Origin of the sequence: Rhizobium deserti, from assembly GCF_004358025.1 — a bacterium.
Lineage (GTDB): Bacteria > Pseudomonadota > Alphaproteobacteria > Rhizobiales > Rhizobiaceae > Neorhizobium > Neorhizobium deserti.
The window spans coordinates 336873-362616 of sequence record NZ_SMTL01000003.1 but is presented as its reverse complement, the minus strand read 5'-3'; the positions used below and the strand labels follow the sequence as shown (position 1 = coordinate 362616).

General features: G+C 60.3%; 29 protein-coding genes. 22 read left to right on the top strand and 7 right to left on the bottom strand.

Going from position 1 to position 25744, the window contains the following annotated elements:
• Positions 1 to 4 precede the first annotated feature (4 nt).
• Positions 5 to 1591, top strand: coding sequence for a murein biosynthesis integral membrane protein MurJ (murJ, locus tag E2F50_RS13840; RefSeq protein ID WP_133316748.1), 1587 nt, complete (start codon positions 5 to 7; stop codon positions 1589 to 1591).
• Between the two features lie 15 nt (positions 1592 to 1606).
• On the opposite strand, the gene E2F50_RS13835 is transcribed toward murJ, so the two are convergent.
• Positions 1607 to 2077: a peptidoglycan L,D-endopeptidase MepK gene (locus tag E2F50_RS13835; RefSeq protein WP_133316747.1), complete on the bottom strand. Its 471-nt coding sequence runs from the start codon at positions 2075 to 2077 to the stop codon at positions 1607 to 1609.
• A gap of 309 nt (positions 2078 to 2386) precedes the next feature.
• Here E2F50_RS13835 and E2F50_RS13830 point away from each other — a divergent pair, with 309 nt between their 5' ends.
• The 16 genes from E2F50_RS13830 (at position 2387) to trmB (ending at position 16567) form a co-directional block, all read left to right on the top strand.
• On the top strand, positions 2387 to 2794 hold the full coding sequence (locus tag E2F50_RS13830) for a VOC family protein (RefSeq protein ID WP_133316746.1): 408 nt from the start codon (positions 2387 to 2389) through the stop codon (positions 2792 to 2794).
• Positions 2795 to 2928: 134 nt separating this feature from the next.
• On the top strand, positions 2929 to 3993 hold the full coding sequence (gene trpS / locus E2F50_RS13825; protein ID WP_133316745.1) for a tryptophan--tRNA ligase: 1065 nt from the start codon (positions 2929 to 2931) through the stop codon (positions 3991 to 3993).
• Positions 3994 to 4116: 123 nt separating this feature from the next.
• Positions 4117 to 4608 (top strand): universal stress protein, encoded by a 492-nt coding sequence (locus E2F50_RS13820; RefSeq protein WP_133316744.1) that lies wholly within the window; start codon positions 4117 to 4119, stop codon positions 4606 to 4608.
• A 110-nt stretch (positions 4609 to 4718) separates the two neighbouring features.
• The gene (locus E2F50_RS13815) at positions 4719 to 5285 is read left to right on the top strand and encodes a NifU family protein (RefSeq protein WP_133316743.1); all 567 of its coding nucleotides are present in this window, start codon (positions 4719 to 4721) and stop codon (positions 5283 to 5285) included.
• 19 nt (positions 5286 to 5304) lie between these two features.
• Positions 5305 to 5988 (top strand): tRNA (adenosine(37)-N6)-threonylcarbamoyltransferase complex dimerization subunit type 1 TsaB, encoded by a 684-nt coding sequence (gene tsaB / locus E2F50_RS13810; protein ID WP_133316742.1) that lies wholly within the window; start codon positions 5305 to 5307, stop codon positions 5986 to 5988.
• 81 nt (positions 5989 to 6069) lie between these two features.
• The gene (locus E2F50_RS13805; RefSeq protein WP_133316741.1) at positions 6070 to 6564 is read left to right on the top strand and encodes a GNAT family N-acetyltransferase; all 495 of its coding nucleotides are present in this window, start codon (positions 6070 to 6072) and stop codon (positions 6562 to 6564) included.
• Positions 6565 to 6606: 42 nt separating this feature from the next.
• A complete protein-coding gene (locus tag E2F50_RS13800; protein ID WP_133316740.1) occupies positions 6607 to 7035 on the top strand; it encodes a Fur family transcriptional regulator in 429 nt (142 codons plus the stop codon).
• Positions 7032 to 7835 carry a lyso-ornithine lipid O-acyltransferase gene (gene olsA / locus E2F50_RS13795; RefSeq protein WP_425375388.1) on the top strand — a complete coding sequence of 268 codons (804 nt, stop codon included), beginning with the start codon at positions 7032 to 7034 and terminating at the stop codon, positions 7833 to 7835. The genes E2F50_RS13800 and olsA overlap by 4 nt, the downstream gene beginning before the upstream one ends.
• A 57-nt stretch (positions 7836 to 7892) precedes the next feature.
• A complete protein-coding gene (miaB, locus tag E2F50_RS13790) occupies positions 7893 to 9305 on the top strand; it encodes a tRNA (N6-isopentenyl adenosine(37)-C2)-methylthiotransferase MiaB (protein WP_133316739.1) in 1413 nt (470 codons plus the stop codon).
• A gap of 21 nt (positions 9306 to 9326) precedes the next feature.
• The gene (locus E2F50_RS13785) at positions 9327 to 10382 is read left to right on the top strand and encodes a PhoH family protein (RefSeq protein WP_133316738.1); all 1056 of its coding nucleotides are present in this window, start codon (positions 9327 to 9329) and stop codon (positions 10380 to 10382) included.
• A gap of 17 nt (positions 10383 to 10399) precedes the next feature.
• The gene (gene ybeY, locus E2F50_RS13780) at positions 10400 to 10909 is read left to right on the top strand and encodes an rRNA maturation RNase YbeY (RefSeq protein WP_133316737.1); all 510 of its coding nucleotides are present in this window, start codon (positions 10400 to 10402) and stop codon (positions 10907 to 10909) included.
• Positions 10910 to 10919: 10 nt separating this feature from the next.
• Positions 10920 to 12095, top strand: coding sequence for a hemolysin family protein (locus E2F50_RS13775; RefSeq protein ID WP_133316736.1), 1176 nt, complete (start codon positions 10920 to 10922; stop codon positions 12093 to 12095).
• A gap of 76 nt (positions 12096 to 12171) precedes the next feature.
• Positions 12172 to 13773, top strand: coding sequence for an apolipoprotein N-acyltransferase (gene lnt, locus E2F50_RS13770; RefSeq protein ID WP_133316735.1), 1602 nt, complete (start codon positions 12172 to 12174; stop codon positions 13771 to 13773).
• Between the two features lie 151 nt (positions 13774 to 13924).
• Positions 13925 to 14344: a helix-turn-helix domain-containing protein gene (locus tag E2F50_RS13765; protein ID WP_133316734.1), complete on the top strand. Its 420-nt coding sequence runs from the start codon at positions 13925 to 13927 to the stop codon at positions 14342 to 14344.
• A 175-nt stretch (positions 14345 to 14519) separates the two neighbouring features.
• Entirely contained in the window at positions 14520 to 15779 is a 1260-nt protein-coding gene (metK, locus tag E2F50_RS13760) for a methionine adenosyltransferase (RefSeq protein WP_133316733.1), read from the top strand.
• An 86-nt stretch (positions 15780 to 15865) separates the two neighbouring features.
• Positions 15866 to 16567 (top strand): tRNA (guanine(46)-N(7))-methyltransferase TrmB, encoded by a 702-nt coding sequence (gene trmB / locus E2F50_RS13755; RefSeq protein WP_133316732.1) that lies wholly within the window; start codon positions 15866 to 15868, stop codon positions 16565 to 16567.
• 4 nt (positions 16568 to 16571) lie between these two features.
• On the opposite strand, the gene E2F50_RS13750 is transcribed toward trmB, so the two are convergent.
• Positions 16572 to 16829 (bottom strand): BQ00720 family protein, encoded by a 258-nt coding sequence (locus tag E2F50_RS13750; RefSeq protein ID WP_133316731.1) that lies wholly within the window; start codon positions 16827 to 16829, stop codon positions 16572 to 16574.
• A 45-nt stretch (positions 16830 to 16874) separates the two neighbouring features.
• Positions 16875 to 17300, bottom strand: coding sequence for an Hsp20 family protein (locus tag E2F50_RS13745; protein ID WP_133316730.1), 426 nt, complete (start codon positions 17298 to 17300; stop codon positions 16875 to 16877).
• 188 nt (positions 17301 to 17488) lie between these two features.
• On the opposite strand from E2F50_RS13745, the gene E2F50_RS13740 reads away from it, so the two are divergent.
• Positions 17489 to 18430 (top strand): nucleoside hydrolase, encoded by a 942-nt coding sequence (locus tag E2F50_RS13740; protein WP_133316729.1) that lies wholly within the window; start codon positions 17489 to 17491, stop codon positions 18428 to 18430.
• Between the two features lie 36 nt (positions 18431 to 18466).
• Here E2F50_RS13740 and E2F50_RS13735 read toward each other — a convergent pair whose 3' ends face one another.
• The gene (locus E2F50_RS13735) at positions 18467 to 19327 is read right to left on the bottom strand and encodes an LOG family protein (protein ID WP_133316728.1); all 861 of its coding nucleotides are present in this window, start codon (positions 19325 to 19327) and stop codon (positions 18467 to 18469) included.
• Between the two features lie 162 nt (positions 19328 to 19489).
• Between E2F50_RS13735 and dapD the strand changes: the two genes are divergently transcribed.
• Genes dapD through E2F50_RS13720 form a run of 3 tightly spaced genes read left to right on the top strand, consistent with a single transcriptional unit; the run spans position 19490 to position 22136 of the window.
• On the top strand, positions 19490 to 20353 hold the full coding sequence (gene dapD, locus E2F50_RS13730; RefSeq protein ID WP_133316727.1) for a 2,3,4,5-tetrahydropyridine-2,6-dicarboxylate N-succinyltransferase: 864 nt from the start codon (positions 19490 to 19492) through the stop codon (positions 20351 to 20353).
• Positions 20354 to 20359: 6 nt separating this feature from the next.
• Positions 20360 to 21556 carry a succinyl-diaminopimelate desuccinylase gene (gene dapE / locus E2F50_RS13725; RefSeq protein WP_133316726.1) on the top strand — a complete coding sequence of 399 codons (1197 nt, stop codon included), beginning with the start codon at positions 20360 to 20362 and terminating at the stop codon, positions 21554 to 21556.
• Entirely contained in the window at positions 21540 to 22136 is a 597-nt protein-coding gene (locus E2F50_RS13720; RefSeq protein ID WP_133316725.1) for a hypothetical protein, read from the top strand. Before dapE ends, E2F50_RS13720 begins: the two co-directional genes overlap by 17 nt.
• Positions 22137 to 22143: 7 nt before the next feature.
• On the opposite strand, the gene truA is transcribed toward E2F50_RS13720, so the two are convergent.
• From truA to def, 3 genes are read right to left on the bottom strand one after another with little or no spacing between them, the layout of a single operon-like run.
• Positions 22144 to 22899, bottom strand: coding sequence for a tRNA pseudouridine(38-40) synthase TruA (truA, locus tag E2F50_RS13715; RefSeq protein WP_133316724.1), 756 nt, complete (start codon positions 22897 to 22899; stop codon positions 22144 to 22146).
• Positions 22899 to 23846, bottom strand: coding sequence for a methionyl-tRNA formyltransferase (gene fmt / locus E2F50_RS13710; protein WP_133316723.1), 948 nt, complete (start codon positions 23844 to 23846; stop codon positions 22899 to 22901). Before fmt ends, truA begins: the two co-directional genes overlap by 1 nt.
• A 60-nt stretch (positions 23847 to 23906) precedes the next feature.
• Positions 23907 to 24422, bottom strand: coding sequence for a peptide deformylase (gene def / locus E2F50_RS13705; protein WP_133316722.1), 516 nt, complete (start codon positions 24420 to 24422; stop codon positions 23907 to 23909).
• 112 nt (positions 24423 to 24534) lie between these two features.
• Here def and E2F50_RS13700 point away from each other — a divergent pair, with 112 nt between their 5' ends.
• Positions 24535 to 25743 carry a DNA recombination protein RmuC gene (locus E2F50_RS13700; protein ID WP_133316721.1) on the top strand — a complete coding sequence of 403 codons (1209 nt, stop codon included), beginning with the start codon at positions 24535 to 24537 and terminating at the stop codon, positions 25741 to 25743.
• Position 25744 lies beyond the last annotated feature (1 nt).

Here is a 25744-nt window from a genome sequence, read left to right as displayed (position 1 = left end):
ACCCATGAGCCTTGTGAGAAAATTCGCGACGGTTGCCGGCGCAACGCTCGGCAGCCGCGTCTTCGGCTTTGCGCGCGAAACCTTCATGGCGGCGGCACTCGGCACCGGGCCGATGGCCGACGTCTTCTATGCCGCCTTCCGCTTTCCCAACCTGTTTCGCAGGCTGTTTGCGGAAGGCGCCTTCAATGCAGCCTTCGTGCCGCTGTTTTCCAAGGAGATCGAGGCGAACGGCGTGGAGGGCGCCAAGCGCTTTTCCGAAGAAGTCTTCGGCGTACTGTTTTCGGCCCTGCTGCTGATCACCATCGTCATGGAATTGATGATGCCCTGGCTGGTCGAGTGGATCATCGCGCCCGGTTTTGCCGATGATGCCGAAAAGACCGCGATTACCGTGCGCATGGCGGCGGTCATGTTCCCCTACCTGATGTGCATGTCGCTGACCGCAATGATGAGCGGCATGCTCAATTCACTGCATCATTTCTTTGCCGCCGCGATTGCCCCGGTCTTCCTCAACGTGGTGATGATCGCTGCACTGTTTTACGGGCTCTGGATCAAGGCTGACCCGCTGACGATTGCCTGGTATCTGTCGTGGAGCGTGCTGGTGGCAGGCGTCCTGCAGCTTGCTGTGGTTTATGTCGGCGTGCGCTATGCCGGCATCAATATCGGCTTCAAGCGCCCGCGGATGACAGCCAATGTCAAGCGTCTGCTGGTGCTTGCCGTTCCGGCCGCCGTCACCGGCGGCATCACCCAGATCAACCAGATCATCGGCCAAGCGATAGCTTCCGGCAAGGAAGGCGCGATTGCTGCGCTTCAATATGCCGACCGCATCTACCAGCTGCCGCTCGGCGTTGTCGGTGTGGCCGTCGGCGTCGTGCTCCTGCCGGAACTGGCGCGGGCTCTGAAGGGCGGTCATGCCCGAGAGGCTGCCAATATCCAGAACCGCTCCATCGAATTCGTGCTGTTCCTGACGCTTCCGGCCGCTGCGGGGCTCTGGATCCTTTCGGACGCCATCATCCGGGTGCTTTATGAGCGTGGGGCGTTTGCGGCGGAAAATACCGCAGTGGTCGCTTCCATCCTTGCCATTTATGGGCTCGGTCTGCCCGGCTTCGTGCTGATCAAGGCGCTGCAGCCGGGCTTCTATGCCCGCGAAGACACCCGCACGCCGATGCGCTTCACGATGATCTCGGTGGTCATCAATTCAGGGCTGGCCATCTCGCTCTTTCCGCTGATTGCCGAACGCGGAATCGCGACGGCCGAGGCGAGCGCCGGCTGGGTCAATACCGTACTTCTGTTTTCGACGCTTGTTTGGCGCGGCGATCTTGTCTGGGAATGGGCGCTGGCAAAACGCACTGCCCTGCTTCTGGTGGCGACCGGAATCATGGCTGGAGCCCTTCTTTATGCACTGCCCTATGCGCAGCCCTGGCTGGTCCCGCAGGCTGCCCTGGTTCAGCAGATTGCAGCCCTTGCCTGCCTGCTTGCCCTAGCCATGGTGGTGTATTTCGCTTCAGCCTTCCTGATCGGTGGCGCCGATATCGGCATGATCAAGCGCAACATGAAGCGGAAGCCTAAAACCACTTCGGACCCGACGGAATAGCGGGAGCCGAGATCTTTAGGCGCGGCCGCGGCGTTTGAGGCTCGCAAGGCTGCCTTGGCCCTTGCCGCAATGCACCCATCGGCGTTGCGGTCCGACATCCACATGGACGATGCCATTGCAGTAACGGCCGATACCCCCGATACCGGGTGCGCTGGCGGCCGCGGCAAGCACCGCTTTTTCGGAAACGCCGGGAACGCGAATATCGGCTGCATAGCAGTGACTATGCTGGGATCCACCGGAATGCGGACGATGTCCGGACGTTACCACCGGCTTCTGGCCGGTCTTCTGCGCAATATGCGCAAGGATAGCCTCCAGCCGGTCAGGAAAGCAGCTCGTTCGGACGCTGATCCTTTGCACCGTATAGAACGCAGAGTAATCGTGTTTGATCGTCGAGCTGCGGCGTTTTTGACTATCGCCTGCTTCGGCGTGAAAAGTGAGGCCAGCCGTTATGAGGCAGGCAAGCGCGACGCGAAAAAAGATGCGCATGGTATCCCCTGTAAATGGACCTGCCGTCATGGCTGGCCACTTGCTTCAGGAAGAGCATTTCATTCCAAAAAGTGACGTCAATAAGGAGCAATTTGCTTCAATTTTGATTCGATCTGCCTCAGGTATGAATCTCTGTTAACCACTTGCGCGGTACGGGGGGAAGAATTTGCTCTTGAGTCCCTGGATTTCAGGTCTTTACTGCCGATGACGGCGCCATCTTCAAACCGAAAGCAGAAACATGATTTTTCTGCTTTCAATGCAGCAAGCAGGCAGCGATAACCCGCAAGCGACCGGTTTTTGGAGCACGAGATGACTGATCAATCCATTTTTCTGGTCACTCTGGTCGTCGACGATTATGACAGGGCCAAGCATTTCTACTGCGATATACTCGGCTTCGAATGCGTGTTCGACAGTCCGCTTCCTGAAGGCAAGCGCTGGTTGGTCGTAAAGCCTCGGGGCGGCGACGGCGCCGGGCTTCTCCTGGCGCGCGCTGATGTCGCGGTCGAGCAAGAGGTCGTCGGCAATCAGACCGCGGGCCGGGTCAGCTTCTTTCTGAAGACCGACGATTTCTTCCGGGATCATGCCGCCATGAAGGGCAAGGGCGTCCGCTTTCTCGAGGCGCCGCGCCAGGAGCTTTACGGCACGGTCGCGGTGTTTTCCGATCTTTACGGCAATCTGTGGGACCTCATTCAGCACGCAGACGCAACCGCCTCTTGATCCGTCCCGGCGGGCCGTGCATAAGCCCGCCCGTTAGCTACATGGCCAATGGCATGCAAGGGCGCCGGAAATACACCCTTTCCGGCTTTGCATGCTCTGGCCTGAGGCCCTCCACCAGCCTGATCGAGGACAATATGAACAGTTTCAAGCCGCTTGTGTTTTCCGGCGTGCAGCCGACCGGCAATCTCCATCTCGGCAACTATCTCGGCGCGATCCGCAAATTCGTGGCGCTGCAGCAAAACAACGATTGCATCTATTGCGTCGTCGATCTGCATGCGATCACCGCCCAGCTCGTGCATGACGATCTGCGGGGCCAGATCCGTTCGATCGCCGCAGCCTTCATCGCATCGGGCATCGACCCGAACAAGCACATCGTCTTCAACCAGTCGGCTGTGCCGCAGCATGCGGAACTGGCTTGGGTGTTCAACTGCGTCGCCCGCATTGGCTGGATGAACCGCATGACCCAGTTCAAGGACAAGGCCGGCAAGGACCGCGAGAACGCCTCGCTTGGCCTGCTTGCCTATCCGAGCCTGATGGCCGCCGACATTCTGGTCTACCGCGCCACGCATGTGCCCGTCGGCGACGACCAGAAGCAGCACCTGGAACTCGCGCGCGACATTGCCCAGAAGTTCAACATCGATTTTCAGGAAAAGATCCGCGCAGCCGGCACCGGCGTCGACATGGTCGTCGGCGAGGAGCCGATCCACGGCTTCTTCCCGCTGGTCGAGCCGCTGATCGAGGGTCCTGCACCGCGTGTCATGTCCTTGCGAGACGGCACGAAGAAGATGTCGAAATCCGACCCATCGGACCTGTCGCGCATCAACCTGATGGATGATGCCGACGAAATCCTCAAGAAGATCCGCAAGGCGAAGACCGATCCGGAGGGACTTCCGAGCGACGTCGAGGGTTTGAAGGGTCGTCCGGAAGCGGACAATCTCGTCGGCATCTATGCTGCGCTGGCGGAGAAGTCGAAAGCGGACGTGCTCAGCGAATTCGGCGGTCAGCAATTTTCAGTCTTCAAGCCGGCGCTTGCCGATCTCGCGGTGCATGTGCTGGCGCCGATCACCAGTGAAATGCGCCGCCTGATGGACGATACGAGCCATATCGATGCCATTCTCAAGGACGGCGGCGAGCGGGCGCGTGCGCGAGCCGAAGCCGTCATGAACGACGTCTTCGATATCGTCGGCTTCCTACGCTGATATCACTCTTGCTGCACTGACCAGAACCCGCTGCGGCATCCGCGGCGGGTTTTCATTTTCGTCGCATCGTATAAGTTTCTCGCTGCGGCCGTCGTGCCGCATGGACGGGGAAGAGGGGCAAGCATGGTTTCGAAACGGCTTTCACGGCTCGAGGGTCACAGGCGCAAGTTCATGGCGGTGATCGACGGGACGCCGGAATGCGAGCGCGCTGTCCACTATGCGGGCCGCCGCGCCAAGAATTCCAATGGCGGCCTGGTGCTGCTTTTCGTCATTCCGGAGGGTGATTTCCAGCAATGGCTCGGCGTCGAGCAGATCATGCGCGCCGAAGCGCGTGAGGAAGCGGAGGCCGTGATGGCCAAGGCCGCTCAGAAGGTCCGCGAGTCGATCGGTATCGACCCGGAAATCGTCATCCGTGAGGGAAGCGCCACGGAGCAGATCAACATGCTGGTGGAAGAGGACCGCGATATTGCCATTCTCGTGCTGGCGGCCGGTTCCGCCTCGGAAGGGCCGGGGCCACTGGTTTCAGCCGTCGTCGGCCGCGGTGCGTCTTTCCCGATCCCTGTCACGGTTCTGCCCGAAACCCTGACGGACGAGGAAATCGACGCGCTCGCCTGACGCACTCTTGACCCAACGCCCATTAAGGCGCACTTGAACGGAAAGCTGATCGGGCTTATCTTCTTTGGAAGAGTTCTAAGTTTGGGGCTGATACGCCCAGGAGAGACGCGATGTTCATCCAGACCGAAGCCACGCCCAACCCCGCCACCTTGAAGTTCCTGCCGGGCAAGGTCGTCATGGATAAGGGTACGGCTGATTTCCGCAATGCCGAGGAAGCGCAGGCGTCCCCGCTTGCTGCCCGTCTCTTCGAGATCGGCGGCGTGGCCGGCGTTTACTTCGGCTATGACTTCATTACCGTGTCCAAGGAAAGCGCCGAATGGCAGCACCTGAAGCCGGCCATTCTCGGCTCCATCATGGAGCATTTCATGTCCGGCCAGCCGGTCATGGGTGGCACGTCGACGCTTGCGGAAGCATCCGATGAAGAAGGCGAGTTCTTCGACGCGAACGACGAGACGATCGTCGCAACCATCAAGGAACTGCTGGAAACCCGGGTTCGCCCCGCTGTTGCCCAGGATGGCGGCGACATTACCTTCAAGGGTTACAAGGGCGGCACGGTTTACCTCAATATGAAGGGTGCCTGTTCCGGCTGCCCCTCGTCGACCGCAACGCTGAAGCACGGCGTCCAGAACCTGCTGAAGCATTTCGTACCCGAAGTTCAGGCGGTCGAGGCTCTCTAGCCTCGACGGCACGTTTTCCATGATCGTTCTGGCCATTGATACCGCCGGCGTTGACTGCTCGGCTGCGCTTTACGACAGTGCGGCGGGCAGAGTTTTGTCCACGATTACCGAGACGATCGGCAAGGGCCACGCCGAACGGCTGATGGCGGTGATCGACGAGGCTCTTGCCGCGGCTGTATTGCCCCTAAAAGCCGTCGAGCGTGTCGCTGTCGTTATCGGCCCCGGTTCCTTTACCGGCATTCGCGTCGGCGTCGCGGCAGCACGAGGTCTGGCCCTGGCGCTCGGCATCCCATCCGTCGGTGTGACGACACTCGAGATTTTGGCACGCAGCCATCTTGCCGCTCATCCGGAGACGCCCGTTGTCGTCGCCATGGATGCCAAGCGCAACGAAGTCTATGCGCAAGCTTTTGCAGCCGACGGGGCGCCGAGCGGCGAACCCGCCGCACTCTCCCCGGAAGACGTGACAGCCCTTGTCACGAGCTTGTCGGCAAAGGTGACGGGTTCGTGGAGCAGGGCAGCCGAGTCCACTGGTGCGGATGAGTTCCACGATCGCGACCGGTTCGATATTGCCGTGGCCGCGCGCATCGGAGCTGAAAAACCTTTGGGTGCAGCCCGGCCAAAGCCATTGTATCTTCGTGGCCCGGATGCCAAACCTCAGGTAGGATTCGCGCTGCAGCGCCGCGCGCCGTCCACGGCCTCCTGACGGGAGGCTGGAGCCTTTGATTTCGCGCATGGCGCTCCGAAGCAAGCGGATGTCCAGCGCTAGCCCGTTCGTGAATGACCAATGTTTGAAGACTATCTTAGCTGGAAGCCCTTTTTCGAGATCGTCCCGATGGAGGTCTCTGACTGCCTTGAAATTTCAGAACTCCACGGGCAGCGTTTTCCGCGCCGCTGGAGCGACGGGGAATTTCAGAACCTGCTCCTGCAGAACAATGTCTTCGGCTTCGTGGCCCGGCAGACCAATGCCTTCTTTTCCAAGCCGATGGGTGGCTTTATCCTGTCGCGCGAGACCGCCGGCGAGGCGGAAATCCTGACCGTCGCGGTTGCCGAAAAATTTGCCCGCCAGGGGCTGGGCTGGCGGCTGATGCAGGCAGCGCTTCGGGAAGCGGCGGCGCGCGGCGGAGAGAGCATGTTCCTGGAGGTGGAAGCTGCCAACAAAGCTGCGGTTGACCTCTACGCCAAGCTCGGATTTGCCAAGGTGGGCGAGAGGCCGGCCTATTATACCGGCCCCGATGGCACCCGGTCTGCGGCGCTTGTCATGAGTCGTGTTCTTCGCTAGTCCCTAATCTAAAGTGGTAATGTATTCGAAGGCCGGGACGTCATGACAGACCTTTCCAAGACCGTGGAGGAGCTGTGTGCCGAAAAAGGCATGCGCATGACGGATCAGCGCCGCGTCATCGCCCGGATACTCCAGGAGTCCGACGATCATCCGGACGTGGAGGAACTGTATCGGCGTTCCTCGAAAGTAGATCCGCGCATCTCAATCTCGACGGTCTATCGGACGGTCAAGCTGTTCGAAGACGAGGGCATTATCGAGCGGCACGATTTTCGCGACGGACGGTCGCGATACGAGACGGTGCCGGATGAACACCACGACCACATGATCGACGTAAAGACCGGCACGGTCATCGAGTTTCGTTCGGCCGAAATCGAGGCGCTGCAGGAGCGCATCGCCAGGGAACACGGTTTCCGGCTCGTTGGCCACCGGCTGGAGCTTTACGGCATCCCGCTGGACAAGGACGACCAGTGATCACCAAGCTGCGGATCGCCTGGGTACTCGTCGCTCTCTTCGTCGTCACCCTTGTTCTTTTGCCATTCCAGCTGATCGGACTGGCCTTCGATCTTAAGATGCGCCGCCGCATTCCCCGCTACTGGCATAAATCTGCCTGCTGGCTGCTCGGCATCCGCATCCATGTTCACGGCAGGCTTGAAACCCGGCGCCCGCTCATGCTCGCCTCCAATCATGTATCCTGGAAGGATATTCTCGTTCTCGGCGCTGTGGCGGACGTCGTCTTCATCGCCAAGGCGGAGGTGGCGAAATGGCCGATCTTCGGGCCGCTTGCCCGGCTTCAGAAGAGCATTTTCGTGGTGCGCGAGGAAAAACGCCGCACCGGTGAGCAAGTCAACGAGATCGCGGCGCGCATGAATGCCGGCGAGATCGTCGTGCTGTTCCCGGAAGGGACCACGTCCGATGGCAATCGGCTGATGGAGGTCAAGTCGTCGCTGTTTGGCGCCGCTGCGGCTGCAGCACCGCATACGGCGGAAAAACTTGTGCATGTTCAGCCGGTCGCCATTGCTTATACACGCGTTCACGGCATGGCCATGGGGCGGTTCCACAGGCCGATCGCGGCCTGGCCCGGCGATATCGAAATGTTGCCGCATCTTCTTGGAGTGCTGAAGGAGGGTGCCCTGGATGTGGATGTCGCGCTCGGCGAGGCCATTGATTTCCGCGCCGGCGACAACCGGAAACATCTGAGCCAGAAGGTCACGAGCAGGATGCGGCGCATGCTGATCCGGCATTTGCGGGGCCGCGAATACGACGCCGCTTGAGGACACTTTCAAGGAAAGGCTTCAATTTCCGGTGCGTCTGCGCTATGGACCGAGCCCATGAACGAACACGTCTCCCTTTCGCTTCCCGCTGAAGAACCGGTTCAGCGCACCAACAGCCGCAAGGTCTTCATCAAGACCTATGGCTGTCAGATGAATGTCTACGATTCCACGCGGATGGGCGATGCCCTGGCAAGCGAAGGATATGTGACGACCGAAGAGATGGGGGAGGCTGACCTCATCCTTCTCAACACCTGCCATATCCGGGAAAAGGCGGCCGACAAGGTTTATTCCGCGCTCGGGCGCCTGCGCGACATGAAGAAGGCGCGTGCCGCCGAAGGCCGGGAGCTGATGATCGGCGTCGCCGGCTGCGTCGCCCAGGCGGAGGGCGAGGAGATCATCCGGCGGGCGCCGGCCGTCGATGTCGTGATCGGTCCGCAAACTTACCACCGTCTGCCGGAGGCGCTCAGGCAAGCGCGCAACGGCAAGCCCGTTGTCGATACGGAATATGCGCTCGAGGACAAGTTCGAACACCTGCCGGCGACTGACAGGTCGAAGATCCGCGCCCGCGGCGTCACCGCTTTTCTCACTGTCCAGGAAGGCTGCGACAAGTTCTGCACCTTCTGCGTCGTGCCTTATACCCGTGGATCGGAAGTGTCTCGGCCCGTCGGACAGATCGTCGATGAGGCGCAGCGCCTGGTCGATGGCGGCGTGCGCGAAATCACGCTTCTTGGCCAGAACGTCAATGCCTGGCGCGCCAAGGGGCCGCTCGGCGGCGAATGGAGCCTCGGCGATCTGCTTTACCGGCTGGCCGAGATCCCGGGCCTTGCCCGGCTGCGCTATACGACCAGCCATCCGCGCGACATGGACGATCGGCTGATCGAGGCGCATCGGGATCTGCGCAACCTGATGCCCTATCTTCACCTGCCGGTGCAGGCCGGATCCGACCGCATCCTGAAAGCCATGAACCGTCGCCACACCGGTGCCGAATATCTGCGCCTGATCGAGCGCATTCGCACAGCGCGGCCGGATATTGCCATGTCGGGCGATTTCATCGTCGGCTTTCCGGGCGAAACGGATGAGGATTTCGAAGATACGCTCCGCATCGTTGAAGAGGTCAATTACGCACAGGCCTATTCCTTCAAGTATTCGACCCGCCCCGGCACGCCGGGAGCCGATCTCGCCGATCAGGTGCCGGAAGAGGTCAAGGCCGAGCGTCTTGAAAGATTGCAGGGCCTGCTCTTGAAACAGCAGGGTGAATTCGCCAAATCCTGTGTTGGGAAGGTCATCGACCTGTTGCTGGAAAAGCCTGGCCGGATGCCGGGACAGGTCATTGGACGCTCGCCCTGGCTGCAATCGGTGAATGTTGATGCAAAAACATCGCAGATCGGTGACATTATCCAGGTACGAATCATCGGAACCGGCCCTAACAGCTTGTTTGCCGAACCGGCTGAGAGCTTAATAGGGGCCTAGATTAGCTGGGAGCTTGCCTACTTGAACGGACGTGAACTGGGTTCTTCATCCGCGCGCCAATCCCGCACCGCCGCGACCGACGCCAATCACTTTGTCCTTACCTTCGAGAACAATAGGTTTGCCAGCGAGCTTTTCGGACAGTTCGATCAGAATTTGAAACTGCTCGAGGAGCGTTTGCACATCGATGCGCGCCCGCGTGGCAATTCGGTCGCCATATCGGGGGACCTCACCGCCACCAACCAGGCGCGGCGCGCCCTCGATTTCCTGTATGAAAGGCTTCAGAAGGGCGGCGCAGTCGAGGTGTCGGACGTAGAAGGCGCGATCCGGATGGCGCAGGCGGCCGACGACCAGCTTCAGCTGCCGACGCTCGAGCGAAAAGCAAAGCTATCCATGGCGCAGATTTCGACCCGCAAGAAGACGATCATTGCCCGTACGCCGACCCAGGATGCCTATATGCGGGCGCTGGAGCGCGCGGAACTGGTCTTCGGTGTCGGCCCTGCCGGCACAGGCAAGACCTATCTCGCGGTTGCCCAGGCAGCCCAGTTGCTCGAGCGCGGCGCGATTGATCGGATCATCCTGTCCCGTCCGGCCGTCGAGGCGGGCGAACGGCTCGGCTTCCTTCCGGGGGATATGAAGGAAAAGGTCGATCCTTATCTGCGGCCCCTCTACGACGCGCTCTATGACATGATGCCGGCTGACAAGGTTGATCGTGCCATCACGGCCGGGGTAATCGAGATCGCGCCGCTCGCCTTCATGCGAGGACGCACACTCGCCAATGCGGCGGTCATCCTTGACGAGGCGCAGAACACGACATCAATGCAGATGAAGATGTTTTTGACCCGTCTTGGCGAGAATGCCCGGATGATCGTGACCGGCGACCCGAGCCAGGTCGACCTGCCGCGCGGCGTCAAGTCCGGTCTGGTGGAAGCCCTGCAGATCCTCAAGGGCGTGGAAGGCATCTCGGTTGTGCGGTTCAAGGATGTCGACGTGGTTCGCCATCCGCTTGTCGGGCGGATCGTGCGCGCTTACGACGCGCAATATGCGGTGCATGAGGAGAGCGAGGATCTCGAGCGCTGAAAGCCGAGACCATCATCATGCCTGAACTCGACTTACAGATCAGCGTCGAAGACGTAAGCTGGCCGGATGAGGCGGTCTTGGCGGCTATAGCGCAAAAGACGCTCTCCGCTGCCGCTCATTTCCTGGCGATGGAGGAAAAGCAGCCTTTTCCAAAACTGCCTCCGGAACTGTCGCTGGTCTTTACCGATGATGCTTCAATCCGCGAGATCAATGCGGAATGGCGCGGCCAGGACAAGCCGACCAATGTGCTGTCCTTTCCTGCCTTTCCGCTGGAGCCGGGCGGTATGCCTGGCCCTATGCTGGGCGATATCGCTATCGCTCGGGAGACGGTGGAGCGCGAAGCGGCCGATCTGGAGAAGAGTTTCGAGGATCATCTGACGCATCTGCTCGTTCATGGATTTCTCCATCTGTTCGGCTACGACCACATGGAAAAAGACGAAGCCGAAGCAATGGAAAGCCTTGAGACTCGCATTTTGGCGAAACTGGGCCTATCTGATCCCTATGCGGGGCAGGACCCGATAGTGTAGTCTGAGAGATATGAACGACTTTTCGACAAACGACGCCCGAGAGGGCAAGGATGGCGACTCTTCCTCTTCGGAGGAAGGCAGTAGTCCGTCCAGGACAGAAACTCCGGCCAGAACGCAAAGCACCTTCTGGTCTCGGGTAGTCCGGCTGCTCCGGCCTTCGCAAGGCGAGCAGTTGCGCGAGGACCTTGCCGACGCCTTGATGACAGATACCAGTGTCAGCAGTGCCTTTTCTCCGGAAGAGCGTGCCATGCTGCACAATATCTTGCGCTTCCGCGAAGTGCGCGTTCAGGACATCATGGTGCCGCGCGCCGATATTGAGGCGGTGGACATGAACATCACCATAGGTGAGTTGATGATCCATTTCGAAGAAACCGGCCGTTCGCGCATGCCGGTTTACGGCGACAATCTCGATGACGCCCGCGGTTTCGTGCATATCCGCGACCTTCTTTCCTATCTGGCAAAGCAGGCGCGCAACAAGCGCCGGGTAAGTTCGCGTGCGGCAGCCTCCATGTCGCCCTCTGCTTCCGCGGGCGACAAGCCTGAAAAGGTTGTGCGCACGCCAAAGCCGGCCTTCGATCTGGCTCGGGTCGATCTTGAGCAGACGGCTGCGGAAGCCGGGCTGATCCGCAAGATCCTCTTCGTGCCGCCCTCCATGCTGGCATCCGACCTGATGCAAAGCATGCAGGCGGCCCGCACCCAGCTCGCCCTGGTGATCGACGAATATGGCGGCACCGACGGCCTGGTTTCGCACGAGGACATCGTCGAAATGGTCATCGGCGACGTCGAGGATGAGCATGACGACGAGGAAGTCATGTTCTCCCGCAGCGGCGAGGACGTCTTCGTTGCCGATGCCCGCATCGAACTGGAAGAGATTGCCAAGGCAATCGGTTCGGACTTCGACATTCGTGACCGCCTCGAAGACGTGGATACGCTCGGAGGATTGATCTTCTCGGCGCTTGGCCGCATTCCTGTGCGCGGCGAAGTGGTCCAGGCAGTGCCGGGCTTTGAGTTTCAGATCCTTGATGCGGATCCACGGCGCATCAAACGCGTCCGCATCATGCGCAAGCGGGCGCTTGCGCGCCGCCGTCTGCTCAAGGGCGAGACCGAAGCCCTGCTGAGCGACCAGACGCCGACCATTCTCCTGCCTCCGCCTGATCGCCAGAACGGCGAGCGGCCGAACAATTGATGTTCAACGGTCACGACCAGGACAACCCGCCGTATTCTTGGCAGATTGACGTCAGATTCGGGCGAAGGGGAAGTTCATGGAGCGGCTAGCGGGCAGGATCATGCTTCTCTGGGGCTTTCCGCGTCTCGCTCTTGCTTTTCTGGCCGGGGCGATCGGCGCGCTTGCGCTTCCTCCCTTCGGGTTCTTTGGCGCCTTCTTTGTTTCCTTCACGCTGCTGGTCTGGCTGATGGATGGCTCCACCGGCAGCCCGGATGGCGGCATTCTCGTTAAATTCCGCTCCTCCTTCCTGCTGGGATGGATGTTTGGGTTCGGCTATTTCGTCGCCGGGCTTTGGTGGCTCGGCAATGCACTTCTCGTGGATGCTGAGGACTTCGCCTGGGCCCTGCCGCTCGCCGTCTTCGGCCTGCCTGCCTATCTGGCACTTTTCTACGGGCTCGCGACACTTGTCGCTAGCCTTCTATGGTCGGATGGTTTCGGCAGGATCGCCGCTCTGGCATTCGGCTTCGGTCTGGCGGAATGGCTGCGCAGCTTCGTGCTGACCGGCTTCCCATGGAATGCCATCGGCTATGGGGCCATGCCCATTCCGCTTATGATGCAGTCTGGCGCGGTCCTCGGCCTGTTCGGCGTTACCGTGCTTTCGGTCTTCGTGTTTGCGGCTCCCGCCTTGATCGGAACCGGCAAGGGCATACGGATCGGGCTGGCGCTCGCAGCCCTGCTGTTATGCGCCCACCTTGGTTTTGGCGCCTGGCGTTTGTCGGGTGCTGACAGTCTGCTGTCCTCGGCAGGTGGAACGCAGACAACTGTTCGCCTTGTCCAGCCTCTCATTGACCAGTCCCGCAAGCTCGATGACACCGAGCGGGCGACGATTTTCGAGGAGCATCTGGCGCTTTCCGCCCTGCCGCCTCAGGATGGCGGCAAGCGGCCGGATGTCATTGTCTGGCCCGAAACCTCGGTTCCCTTCATTCTTACCGATAATCCCGATGCGCTGACGCGGATCGCCGATGTTCTGCAGGACGGACAAGTGCTCGTGGCCGGCGTCGTGCGTTCCGAAGCCGCCGGCCCGGGATCGCCGCCGAGATTCTACAATTCGATCTATGTGATCGACAGCCAGGGCCAGATTATATCCGCCTCGGACAAGGTTCATCTTGTCCCCTACGGGGAATATGTGCCTTACGAGGATATTCTGCGCTACCTGGGTGTCACCGATGCCATCGCCATGCCGGGGGGCTTCACGGCGGCGCCGGCACTTTCGCTGCTGACGCTCCCGGGCGGACAGTCTTTCTATCCTCTGATCTGCTACGAAGCCATATTCCCAAATGAAATCACCGATGACGTCGAGCGCACAAGTGCTCTTCTGAACGTCACGAATGACGGATGGTTTGGAGCAACGCCTGGTCCTTATCAGCACTTTCTTCAGGCGCGGTTACGTGCCGTGGAAACCGGCCTGCCGCTGATCCGAGGTGCCAATACCGGTATTTCTGCCGTTGTCGACCCGTTCGGAAGGCTAACAAAAGCACTCGGCTACAATCAAAAAGGTGTGATCGACTCAACCATCGGAAGTACATCTGTTCCGCATTGGAACAATCAAGAGCGGCAAAATTACTTCTGGTTGGTAATGGCATCTATGGTTTTGATTGCAGCCGGCTCGCGCGCAGGTTTTAAATTCCGGACGAATTGACCTAAAACCCCTAAAATTGCATAGTGCGCGCGGCCTTTCGTCCCGCCATATGCTTCACATGTTGGACCCCTTGTGCCTAACCTCACGAAGTGTATTTCCACACGCGGACCGGGTTGAGGATTGAAACAGCAAAATTCGTCAGGACATCGTTATGATCGAGAATAAGAAGAAGCCAAACCCGATAGACATCCACGTCGGGAGTCGGATCCGCCTGCGCCGCACCATGCTGGGCATGAGCCAGGAAAAACTTGGCGAAAGCCTCGGGATTACTTTCCAGCAGATCCAGAAATACGAGAAGGGCACCAACCGCGTGGGTGCAAGCCGTCTCCAGAACATTTCCAGCATCCTCAATGTGCCGGTTTCCTTCTTCTTCGAAGATGCTCCAGGCGATCAGGCGGGTGGTACGGCCGGTATGGCTGAAGCGTCCAGCTCCAACTATGTCGTTGACTTCCTGTCTTCGTCCGAAGGGCTTCAGCTGAACCGCGCCTTTGTCAAGATCGCCGATCCGAAGGTTCGGCGTCGTCTGGTTGATCTGGTCAAGGCCTTGGCTGCGGAAGCCGAGGTAGAATAGCCTTAAACCACCAGTTTCCATTTAAAAGCGGCCTTTGAGCCGCTTTTTTTGTGTTCTCACCACCACAGGCGAACTTCTCTTTAACGCATAAAGATATATTTATGTCGTTGTACGCTTGTCTTTGGTCGATGGCGGTTCTACAGATAGTTCGTCTTTTTTCGAGGGGAATCCCGTAATGCGAGCAAATTACCTCTTCACAAGTGAGTCGGTTGCCGAAGGTCATCCGGACAAGGTTTGTGATCGTATTTCCGATGAAATTGTGGATCTCGTTTACCGCGAAGCAGCGAAGACCGGGATCGATCCCTGGACAGTGCGCATCGCCTGCGAAACGCTTGCCACGACCAACCGCGTCGTTATTGCTGGCGAGGTACGCCTGCCACCGAGCCTGATGAAGAAGGACAAGGACGGCAAGGACATCATCAATCCTTCAAAGTTCAAATCTGCTGCGCGCAAGGCCATTCGGGATATTGGCTACGAGCAGGACGGCTTCCATTGGAAGACCGCCAAGATCGATGTTCTCCTCCATTCTCAGTCCGCCGACATTGCTCAGGGCGTCGACAGTGCTGCCGACAAGCAGGGCGACGAGGGTGCCGGTGATCAAGGCATCATGTTCGGTTACGCCTGCAAGGAAACGCCGGACTTGATGCCGGCACCGATCTATTATTCGCACAAGATCTTGGCACTGCTCGCGACAGCCCGCAAGAAGGGCGAAGGCGATGCCGGCAAGCTCGGACCGGATGCCAAGAGCCAGGTTACCGTCCGCTATGAGAACGGCAAGCCGGCCGGCGTTGATTCGATCGTTCTGTCGACCCAGCACCTCGATGAAAGCTGGGACTCCAAGAAGGTCCGGCAGGTCGTCGAACCCTATATCCTGGAAGCGCTGGGTGATCTGCCAGTCGACAAGGACTGCAAGTGGTACATCAACCCGACCGGCAAGTTTGTCATCGGTGGTCCTGATGGCGATGCCGGCCTGACCGGCCGCAAGATCATTGTCGACACCTATGGTGGCGCAGCACCGCATGGCGGCGGCGCCTTCTCGGGCAAGGACACGACCAAGGTAGACCGTTCTGCCGCCTATGCTGCCCGCTACCTGGCCAAGAACGTCGTCGCTGCCGGCTTGGCCGACCGCTGCACGCTGCAGATCTCCTATGCCATTGGCATTGCTCAACCGCTGTCGATCTATGTCGACCTGCACGGCACGGGCAAGGATGTCACCGAGGATCAGATCGAAGCGGCGATCCGCAAGTGCATGGACCTGTCGCCGTCCGGCATTCGCCGTCATCTTGACCTCAACAAGCCGATCTATGCGAAGACGTCCGCCTATGGCCATTTTGGCCGCAAGGCCGGCCGTGATGGGTCCTTCTCCTGGGAAAAGACCGACCTGGTCAAGCCGTTGAAGGACGCATTGAAGGCGGAAACGCTGCAGGCCGCCTGATCGCTCTTTACGGATCGCGCAAGAAAACAGTAAAGCGGATGCCTCCTGGCGGAGGTATCCGCTTTATCTATTGAAAGAGCCTTGGCATGACCGACCAGCAGCACCCGAGCCGCGCGAGCGAAGCGTTTTTTGGGCGACGCAAGGGAAAGCCGCTGCGCGAACGCCAAGCGGAAGGTCTGGCGACGCTTTTGCCGGCGCTCAAGCTAGACCTGGCAACCGCAGCGCCTGCTGATCTGCAGCAGCTTTTTCCCGTCTCGGTGGGCGAGGTGAGGCTGGAGATTGGCTTCGGCGGCGGCGAGCACCTGATTCATCGGGCGCAGGAAGCGGCGCAGACCGGCTTCGTCGGCGTCGAGCCCTTCGTCAACTCCATGGCGAAGCTGCTGTCGCGTGTGGAGGAACTCGAGCTTCAGAATATCCGCGTTTACGATGACGATGCAACGGAAGTGCTGGACTGGCTGCCGGATAGCTCCATCGACCGCATCGACCTGCTTTATCCGGACCCATGGCCCAAGCGTAAGCACTGGAAGCGTCGGTTCGTGTCTCAAGTCAACCTCGGTCGCTTTCACCGGGTTCTGAAGCCGGGCGGCCGTTTTCTTTTTGCGTCCGACATAGACACCTATGTCAACTGGACGCTGATCCACTGCCGCCACCATGGCGGCTTTGACTGGCTGGCACAGCAGTCTTCGGATTGGCTGACGCCGTTCGCCGGCTGGCCAGGTACGAGATACGAAAACAAGGCCCGCCGCGAAGGCCGGTCATCGGCCTATCTGACGTTTCAGAAGGTCTGAAAGCTCAGTGAAGGCTGACGGTCTTCAAGTCGTCTTCAGCAGCCTTGAAGAAGGTGCTGGAGCGGTTGTCGGTTAACAGAATGGGCGTGCCGTCGGCGCCGAACAATGCCCAAAGATCAAGGCTAGGATCGATTTCGGGAGCTTCCGGGAAGCACCTCAAAACTTCTTCGGAGCGCATTTTGCGTATATATCCAACCTCTCCGGCACCCAGATGAGCAAGTTCGGACTGCGTCAAACGCATGTTCGCTTCTTTAAGGAGCATTTCCAGCCTCCAGTATTGAGGACGCACCGGCATAGTGCCGTTGATCTACTCTGAGACGGAAATGTTAATTTTTCGCACCACGCGTTCCGGTTCCGGCCGAATAAGATCCACCGCAAGAAGCCCGTTCTTTAAACTCGCCCCCTCCACCTGCATGCCGTCGGCAAGCACGAAGACGCGCTGGAACTGGCGGGCCGCGATGCCGCGGTAAAGGTAGTCCCGGTCCGGCTGGTCAACCTGCCTGCCGCGGATCACCAGGTGATTTTCTTCTGTGGTCACGTCCAGTTCGGATTCACAAAAGCCGGCAACCGCCAACGTGATGCGCAGCAGCTCCGGTGCCCCAGCGACACCTCGAACGCGCTCGATATTATAGGGCGGATAGCCGTCATTGCCCTTGGCAAGGCGCTCAAGGGTCTTCTCCATGGAATCGAAACCCAGCAGGAGCGGGTTCGCGAATGGCGTGATCCGGGTCATAGATCAGTCCTTGCAACAAGCGACCTGACCAGCGTCCGGGTTCGACCCGCCGATCGGCCTTTATATGGGAGGTCGCGACGCTTCCCGCAAGTCGTTGCCGGCACCGTCAGCCAGATGGGATGCTGTCGCGCCGGGCTTGACAACATGCCGACCATGTCCAACAACCCGCTTCAAACAAGGGGGGCGAGATGGAACGCAGAAAGATCATCATCGATACCGATCCGGGCCAGGACGATGCGGCGGCAATCATGCTCGCCTTCGGCAGCCCTGACGAGTTGGAAGTTCTCGGTCTTTGCGCCGTTGCAGGCAATGTTCCGCTGTCCTTCACGAGCCGCAACCTGCGGATCGTCTGCGAGCTCTGTGGCCGGTCGGATACCAAGGTTTATGAAGGCGCGCTGAAGCCCCTCAATCGTCCCCAGGTGACGGCCGAGCACGTCCATGGGCGCACCGGTCTCGATGGCGCGGAACTGCCCGAGCCGACAATGGCTGCCCAAGCGCAGAATGCCATCGACTTCATCATCGAGACCCTGCGCCGCGAACCTGCCGGCACGGTGACGCTTTGCACGCTCGGACCGCTGACGAATATCGCCACAGCCTTCGCCAGGGCGCCGGACATCGCCGGTCGAGCCAAGGAACTGGTGATGATGGGCGGCGGCTTCTTTGAAGGCGGCAACATAACGCCGGCTGCCGAATTCAACATTTATGTGGATCCGGATGCCGCCAAGGCCGTTTTCGCGTCCGGCATCCCAATCGTCATGATGCCGCTCGACGTCACGCATCAGCTGCTGACGACCAAGGCGCGCGTCGCCAAGATCGCCGCGATCGGAACACGTCCGGCCCAGGTGCTGGTCGAATGGCTGGCCTTTTTCGAGCGCTTCGACATCGAGAAATACGGATCGGATGGCGGGCCGCTGCACGATCCTTCGGTCATCGCTTATCTTCTGAAGCCAGAGCTTTTCTCGGGCCGCGACTGCAATGTCGAGATCGAGACCGGTTCGGAGCTGACGGTGGGCATGACCGTGGTCGACTGGTGGCGGGTATCAGGCCGGCAGCCGAATGCCAAGGTCATGCGCCATGTCGACGCCGACGGTTTCTTCGACCTTTTGACCGAGCGGGTGGCAAGGCTTTAGGAAGAACGCTCTCACAAACCTCCAGTGGCGTTGGCGTCAGCGCTCGTAGAAGTCGGTGATGATCTTCCAGGCCTGATCGGCAGTCTCGACAAAGCTGATCAGGTCAAGGTCTTCCGGAGCGATGGTCCCGAACTCCGCCAAGGCATCGAAATTGATAATGCCGCGCCAGAAGGCCTCGCTGAACAGGATCAGCGGGATGCGCTCCATGCGCTTCGTCTGGATTAGCGTCAGCGCCTCGAACATTTCGTCCAGCGTGCCGAACCCACCTGGAAACACGGCGACCGCCTTGGCGCGCATCATGAAATGCATCTTGCGAATCGCGAAATAATGGAAGTTGAAGCTGAGCTCCGGCGTCACGTAGATGTTCGGCGCCTGCTCGTGCGGCAGCATGATATTGAGGCCAATGCTGGGCGCACCCGCGTCCGCCGCGCCGCGATTTCCGGCTTCCATGACGCCCGGACCCCCGCCGGTCACGACCACATATTCCTGATGATTATAGGTCGCCGAATGCGTGCCGCAGAGGGCGGCGAACTTGCGCGCCTCTTCGTAGAACACGGAAGCGGCCTGCAGGTTGTTGCGCTGCGTTTCATTGCGCGCCGCCCAGGGAGCCTGACCGGGTGCTGGAATGCGGGCGCCGCCGAACAGCACGACGGTCGACTTGATACCGCGTTCGGCGAGCATCATTTCCGCCTTGGTCAGCTCGAGCTGCAGCCGGACCGGCCGTAATTCTTCCCGTCCGAGAAAGTCGTCGTCCACATAGGCAAGACGATAGGAGGGCGATTCCGTCTGAGGCGTCCTCGGCTGCCCTGCAGCGGCATGCTTGTCGGACTTGTTGTCCTTCAACGGGTCCCAAACCCCGTCCTTGCGCCGCGGTCCGTCGTTTTTCACCTTTGCCATGCATGATCCCTCTGGCGCTGACGCCATTAATGCCAATTCACGTTGACGCTTGAGTGGCGCTCGCTTAGAGCAAATGTCATCATTTGACCATCGACAAAGCCACCCGTTGCATCACGACGCACCCAGTGCATCACGATACCGAGCGTCGTTTAAGGATTTCCCATGAGCAGCCCCGACTTCTCCTCCCTTGAAAAGATCATCGAGACCGCTTTCGAAAACCGCGACAGCGTAACGGTTTCAACCACGGGGGAGATCCGCGACGCGGTGGAAGAAGCGCTGACCTTGCTCGATAGCGGCAAGGCTCGCGTCGCGACGCGCGGCGAAGACGGCAGCTGGACCGTGCATCAGTGGCTGAAGAAGGCCGTGCTGCTTTCCTTCCGCCTCAACGACATGGAAGTCGTCAAGCATGGACCGGGCAAATCCACCTGGTGGGACAAGGTGCCGTCCAAGTTCGAGAACTGGGGCGAGAGCGAGTTCCGCGCTGCAGGTTTCCGTGCTGTTCCGAATGCCGTCGTGCGCCGCTCGGCCTATATCGCGCCGAATGCCATCCTCATGCCATCCTTCGTCAATCTCGGCGCCTATGTGGGCGAAGGGACCATGGTCGATACCTGGGCCACCGTCGGCTCCTGCGCCCAGATCGGCAGCCACGTCCATCTGTCGGGCGGCGTCGGCATTGGCGGCGTGCTGGAACCGATGCAGGCCGGCCCGACGATCATCGAGGACAATTGCTTCATCGGCGCTCGCTCCGAAGTCGTCGAAGGCTGCATTATTCGCGAAGGCTCGGTACTGGGCATGGGCGTCTTCATCGGCAAGTCGACCAAGATCGTCGATCGCGCCACGGGTGAGATCAGCTACGGCGAAGTGCCGCCCTATTCGGTCGTCGTCGCCGGCTCGATGCCGTCGGCCGGCAATGCCACCATGGCGAACGGTATGCCTGCACCCAACCTTTATTGCGCGGTGATCGTCAAGCGCGTCGACGAAAAGACCCGCTCCAAGACTGGCATCAACGAGCTTCTGCGCGATTGATCTGAAATGTCCGCATCCGATCCCGTTGGAAACCTCCAGAGCCTCATTCGCTGCCCTTCGGTGACGCCGGCCGAGGGCGGGGCTCTTTCCGCGCTCGAGGCCATGCTGAAGCCGCTCGGCTTTCGGGTGGAGCGGATGGTGGCAAGCGAGCCGGGAATGCCGGATATCGAGAACCTTTATGCCCGTCTCGGCACGGAAGGTCCGCATCTGATGTTTGCCGGCCATACGGATGTGGTGCCGCCGGGAGACGAAGCTGCCTGGAGCCATCCACCCTTTGCCGCCGATATAGAGGCGGGCGAGATGTTCGGCCGCGGCGCGGTGGATATGAAGGGCGGCATTGCCTGCTTCGTCGCAGCGGTCGCTCGCCATGTCGAAAAGCACGGCCCCCCGAAGGGCTCTATCTCATTTCTGATTACCGGTGACGAAGAAGGTCCGGCCATCAACGGGACTGAAAAGCTGCTGGCCTGGGCCGCAGGCAGGGGCGAGCGCTGGGATGCCTGCCTGGTCGGTGAGCCGACCAATCCGGATCTTCTCGGCGACATGATCAAGATCGGTCGGCGCGGCTCCGTTTCCGGCAAGGTCACTGCCTTCGGCGTACAGGGGCATGCCGCTTATCCGCATCTCGCCGACAATCCGGTGCGCGGCCTTCTGCCGCTCGCCGCAGCATTGATGGATCCGCCCTTCGACGGAGGCACGCCGGAATTTCCGGCCTCCAATCTGGAGGTTACTTCCATCGATGTCGGCAATCCGGCAACCAATGTCATTCCCGCCAAGGCGGCTTTCGCCTTCAACATCCGCTTCAACGACACCTGGACCGCCGATACGGTGAAGGCAGAAATCGTCAGGCGGCTGGACGAAGCAGCGGCAGCAGGCGCCTTGCGCCCCGATCGCGATCCTGTGCGCTACGAAGTCCTTTGGGCGGAGCGGCCGAGCCATGTCTTCCTGACGCGCAACAACGGCCTGATTGCCTCCCTGGCCGCCGCGGTCGAAGAGGTCACGGGCCGGAGCCCGGCGCTGTCGACCACCGGCGGGACGTCCGACGCGCGTTTCATCAAGGATTATTGTTCGGTCGTGGAATTCGGCCTCGTGGGACAAACCATGCATATGGTGGACGAGCGGGTTGCCCTTGCCGATCTGGAGACGCTGACCCAAATCTACGGGACATTCCTCTCCCGCTGGTTCGATAATGCCCTCCTATCTTGAAGTCAGATTTTATCTGGACGGCCTCTGGCTGCTCCTGAAAGGCGATGCGCAGGGCTTCCGTCTGCTGGACGTCTCGCAGCGTGGCATGACGCGGTCCTTCTGGGCCTTTCTTTGGTGCCTGCCGGCCATGTTCGTAGCCTGGAACTGGATCCGGCTGTCTTTCCTTGAAGCATCGCCGCCGGGCACGAAAGCCGGGCTCCCCTTCTTCCTGCGGCTGGCATTGATCGAGGCGATCAACTGGATCGTGCCGCTGATCTTCATCGCCGTGGTCTGCATGCTGATGAACATTGCACGCAAGTTTCCGGCAATTGTGGTGACGGCCAACTGGCTTTCCGTCCCCTTGTCCTATGCCTATGCGATCCTCACACTCTTTGCGCTCGCCTTGCCCAGCCTGGCGGGCATCGTGGCGATCTTTCAGGTGCTTCTTTTGTTTGCAACTGTGGCATCGGTTTCGCGGATACTGCGTCTGATCTGCGGCCCACAGCCTTTGATGGTGACGACGCTGGTTCTGGTACTCTTCGTGCCCGGGCTTTTGCTGTCCGACCTGCTCCAGGACTTTCTCGGCGTCGCCCCCTACTGAGTTCTGCTCATGGGTCGCCTGGATAATCCACCTGCATGAAATACAACCCCTCCGGCGGCGCCACCGGGCCGCAGGCCTTGCGGTCGCGCGCCTCCAGCGCAGCACGGACGTCTTCGGGCGTCATCTTGCCCTGGCCTGCCAGCTTCAGGGTGCCGGCGAAGGAGCGGATCTGGTTGTGCAGGAAACTCTGCGCAGTAGCGCGGATCTCGATGAGGTGGGCGGTGCGGGTGACGTCCAGCCGGTCCAGCGTACGGATGGGGCTCGCCGCCTGGCAGTGGATCGAGCGGAACGTCGTGAAGTCATGACGTCCGATCAATGTCTGCGCCGCCGCATGCATGACCTCGTGGTCGAGATCGCGCGTCACCCACCAAGCCCGCTTCGCCTCCAGCGCCAGCGGCGAGGGGCGGTTGAGGATGCGGTAGAGATAATGGCGGCGGACGGCCGAGAAGCGGGCATCGAATGCATCGTCGACCGCCAGAACCTCGATGACCGAGACCTTCTCCCCTGCCGTCATCAGGTAGGCGTTGACGGCATTGCGCAGCTTGTCGGGCTGCCAGTCGCGGGACAGATCCACATGGGTGATCTGACCCATCGCATGCACGCCGGAGTCGGTACGGCCTGCGCCCCGGATCACCACAGTTTCGCCGGTCAGCGAAAGGACGGCGTTCTGCAGCGCGGTCTGCACCGAGTGGCCGTTCTTCTGTCGCTGCCAGCCGACATAGGGCGTGCCGTCATATTCGACCTTCATTCGGAACCGCGGCATCAGGCAATCCTTGTGCCCGCGGGCAGGGGGGTGCCGCGCAGGAAATCTGCGGCAGCCAAAGGCTTGCCGCCGGCCCTCTGCAGCCTCAGCAGCCGCACAGCACCATCGCCGCATGCAACGGTCAGCTGATCATCCAGCACGGTTCCGGCCTCGCCCGAGCCCATGCCGACGTCCCTGGCCACTTCTGATGCGAGCATCTTGACCCGCTCAAGCCTGCCGTTGACAGGAGCTTCGAACCAGGCGCCGGGAAAAGGCGAAAGCCCGCGGATGTGGTTATGCACCTCCCTGGCCGGCCTGGAGAAGTCGATGCGGGTCTCGCGCTTGTCGATCTTGGCGGCATAAAGCACGCCCTCGTCGGGCTGCGGCGTCAGCGGCAGGTCGCCCGCTTCGAGCTTGGCCATGGCTTCCACCATGGCGCGGGCACCGGCCAGCATCAGCCGGTCGTGCAACTCGCCTGCCGTCATCGCTTCGCCGATCTGCACTTCACGGGTCAGGGCAACGGGGCCGGTATCCAGGCCCTTTTCCATCTGCATGACCATCATGCCGGTCTTCTCGTCGCCAGCCATGATAGCGCGCTGGATGGGGGCGGCCCCGCGCCAGCGCGGCAGAAGCGAAGCATGGCCATTGTAGCAGCCGAGCCTCGTGCCGTTGAGGATCGCTTCGGGAAGCAGCAGCCCATAGGCCACGACCACGGCGACATCGGCCTTGAAGTCCGCAAATGTCTGGCGGTCTTCTTCGGCCTTGAAGTTGAGCGGGGTCAGGACCGGTATGCCAAGCAGTTCCGCTGCCTGATGGACGGACGATTTTACAAGGTCAAGGCCCCGGCGTCCACCCGGGCGAGGCGGTTGGGTATAAACCGCGACGATATCATGACCCGCCTGTTTCAGGCTCTGCAGGGTCGGCACCGAAAATTCAGGCGTGCCCATGAAGATGATGCGAAGAGCCATGCGGGTCCCACGTCCTTGCCGACGCGCCTTCAACTGGGGTCTGAGTGGCGGAAGCGGCGCCTAAACCACCTTGGCTTTGGCCGCCTTGGTGAATTTCTTGATCACCATCTCCCGCTTCAGCCGGGAAATATGGTCGATGAACAGGACGCCGTTCAGGTGATCCATCTCATGCTGCAGGCAGGTGGCCAGCAATCCGTCCGCCTCGATCAGATGCTCTTTTCCGTCGCGGCCGATATGCCTAACCGTGACCGCCGCTGGGCGCTCCACTTCGGCATAATATTCCGGAATGGAAAGGCAGCCTTCCTCATAAACCGAAAGCTCGTCGGACGACTTGACGATTTCCGGATTGATGAAGATCTGCGGGTTCTTTTCTTCGCCTTCGCGTGCAATGTCGACCACGAGCAGGCGGCGCGGCACCCCGATCTGGATGGCAGCCAAACCGATGCCCGGCGCATCATACATGGTTTCGAGCATGTCGTCGGCAAGCGCCAGAAGCTCGGAATCCACTTTTTCGATTGGCACGGAGACCTGCCGCAGCAGCGGATCGGGAAGAATAATAAGGGGCTTGATCGTCATGGCCCTCCCATAGCCGATCTTTTTCACCGATGGAACATGATTTCCTTGCCATAAGGACGAGATGTTCACGTTTTGATCTTTGCAATCGGCCGATTTCTGCTAGGCTGTGGTCATGAACGAAGCTGCAGCCTTGCTTACCTTAGTGACCGCAGGTGGTCCCCGTGCCGCCGTGGCTCTTCTGGCGGCGGTCCTGGTGATCGTCATCGTCGCGATCGTGTTTACATCCCGCAGCCGCCGGCGTCAGGCGGAGGTAGAGCGGCGGACGGCCGATTCGGAGGCTCGTCTCCTGGAGCTGATCAGGATGCAGGCCGACATGCAGGGCCGTCTTTCGCTGATGGGGGAAAGCCTGTCGACCCGTCAATCGGAGCTCAACCAGACGGTCAGCCAGCGGCTTGATGGAATGACCCATCGCCTCGGCGCGACCATTACTGAGCAGACCAAATCCACCCACGAGAACCTCAGGCAGTTGCAGGAGCGGCTGGCGGTGATCGACACGGCGCAGAACAATATCCAGACGCTTGCAAAGGATCTTGTGGGGCTACAGGCCATCCTTTCCAACAAGCAGACACGCGGTGCCTTTGGCCAGGGCCGGATGGAGACAATCGTCGCGGACGGTTTGCCTCTCGGTGCCTACGGATTTCAGACGACGCTATCGAACGGTAACCGGCCCGATTGTACAGTGAGGATGCCGAACGGTGCCCCGCCTCTGGTAATCGATGCCAAATTTCCACTTGAAGCATGGAATGCCTTTCGTGAGGCTGCGGCGCCGGAAGCGCGCCGCGCGGCTGCCCAGCAATTTCGCCGCGACCTGGAAGTTCATATCCGCGATGTCTCGGACAAATACCTGATTGCGGGCGAAACCCAGGACATGGCTTTCCTGTTCGTGCCGTCGGAATCCATCTTTGCCGAAATCCACGAGCATTTCGAGGCGGTGGTGCAGAAGGCACAGCGTTCCCGCATCGTCATCGTCTCCCCCTCGCTCCTCATGCTGTCCATCCAGGTCATTCAGGCGGTGCTCAAGGACCAGCGCATGCGCGAGCAGGCGCATCTGATCCAGAACGAGGTGGCGCTGCTGATGGATGACCTCGGCCGTCTGGACGAGCGCACACGGAAACTTCAGTCCCATTTTCTGACGGCGCAGAAGGACGTGGAGCAGATCCTCATCTCCAGCGACAAGCTCAATCGTCGCGGCGCCAAGATCGAGGCCCTGGAACTGGAGGTTCCAGCCGGCGATGCACGCCCGGAGGCGTCGCAGCAAAGCGCCAAGTCGGTGGAAAGCCGGACCGGACTTCTGAAGCTTCGGGTGGTTGACGAGGAGTGAT